The sequence below is a fragment of the Archangium sp. genome (assembly GCF_036388035.1).
In the GTDB taxonomy this organism is placed as follows: domain Bacteria; phylum Myxococcota; class Myxococcia; order Myxococcales; family Myxococcaceae; genus Archangium.
Map to the genome: position 1 here is coordinate 1 of NZ_DASVSO010000689.1, position 1,654 is coordinate 1,654.

A 1,654-nucleotide genomic window follows, 5' to 3' on the forward strand; every position below is an offset into this window, starting at 1 on the left:
CCTCCGAGGTGACAGCCAGGGATTTAACGAAACCGCACGGATGGTGCGTGCCGGAAGGGTGGGAGGGAGGCCGGGCGTGCGAGCGGAGAGGGGGAAGGAGAGGAAGTGGAGTGGAGTTGAAGAACCAGCTTGACGCGAGGGCCGAGTCCCCGTAAATCGCCGTTACTTCGAGCGGTTGAGCAGCGCAGAACCGCCCAGATAGCTCAGTTGGTAGAGCAGGGGACTGAAAATCCCCGTGTCGCTGGTTCGATTCCGGCTCTGGGCACAAAAAGCAAAGAGATTCCAGGGCGTTAGACTCCGGTCTGACGCCCTTTCTTTTTGCCCGCGAAGCTCATGGGCAAAATACGGGCAACCCCCCGCACGTTCTCCCCTATGGAGGTCGAGGACGATGGGCGAGGGCACGGGCAAGAGCCAGGACTACGCGGAGACGTGGGAGGGCGGGTTCGTCCGTCTCGATGCGAAGGGCCGGAAGGTCTACGTGATCCGCCGGATGATCAACGGGCGGAACTACAAGGTGAGCACTCGGGCTAGCACGCTCCGTGCGGCCATGGAGCAGCTCAAGCGGTTCGAGACCGACCCGGAGAACTACAACCCAGCGGGCCTGCCCCACGAGCAGCCGATCTACCCGGATGCACAGCTCGCGGAAGAGTTCCTGCTGTGGAGCCGGGACACCAAGAAGAACTCGCGCGAGTGGCTGGAGAAGCAGCAGCGTTACCTCGCGTGGTGGGCGGACCAGCTCAAGGGGCTCGACCTGCGGAAGCTCAGCCTCGTGGACCACATCAAGCCCGCGTTGAAGACGGCCGGGAACGTTCCTCACCGGATCGCGGTCCTCAAGAGCCTCTACTCCTGGTTGCGAAAGGAGAAGCACCTGCTCTCGGTGAACGAGGACCCGACGTTCCAGACGTTGGTGGTGCCCCAGGCTAGGCCCGAGCAGTGGAAGCGGGACAAGGTGATTCCTCGGGAGCATTACCTCTTGGCCCGGGAGCACCTGGCGCCCTACTGGCGCGACGGGATGGACGTGCAGGCGGGCACCGGCTGGCACGTCACAGAACTGGTGCGCTTCGCCAAGATGGGCAGCGTGGAGCCGTACCGGGGTGATGCGGAAGGCGTCGCGGGCGTGTTGGTGTGCCCGCAGACCAAGAGCGGCGAGCCCCTGCGCACCGCCGTGTCCGCCGAGGTGCTGGAGGCCGGGAAGCGGCTACTGGATCGGGGCACCTTCGGTCGCGAGAAGTACGGCATAGCCGTCAACGCGGCCTGCAAGGCGGCGGGTATTCCGTCGTTCACTCCGGGAAGGTTCCGGCACTCCGTCGCCACCTGGGCCATCGAGAAGGGCGCGGCTCCGGCCTCGGTGGCGGCCTTCCTCAACCACAAGAGCCCGAGCACCACGCGGCGCTTCTACGCGACGCACGCTGTCCCGGCCAAGATTCCCACCCTGGCTTAGGGCTCTGAGAGCGGCGGTTTCCTAATCCTTGATGGGTCCCTCGCCTCGGATGTGAGCGGCTATCTGCCCAATATTACTGGACAGTAGAGTTAGTTCACGTTCGCCAGCGGCCAGTTGAGCACGTACAAATTACGTACTTATCGGGTGGACCATCTCTTCGATGCATTTACCTGCAAGCGGTGGGCCGAAAGCACCTGAGCGGCGGCTCTTGAA

1 protein-coding gene and 1 tRNA gene are annotated in these 1,654 nt (G+C 63.8%); both read left to right on the plus strand.

Annotated elements, in window-relative coordinates; translation table 11 throughout:
• Positions 1-192 precede the first annotated feature (192 nt).
• Positions 193-265 (plus strand) — tRNA-Phe (locus VF697_RS28195).
• A 123-nt stretch (positions 266-388) separates the two neighbouring features.
• On the plus strand, positions 389-1,441 hold the full coding sequence (locus VF697_RS28200) for a tyrosine-type recombinase/integrase (protein WP_331099828.1): 1,053 nt from the start codon (positions 389-391) through the stop codon (positions 1,439-1,441).
• Positions 1,442-1,654: the final 213 nt, after the last annotated feature.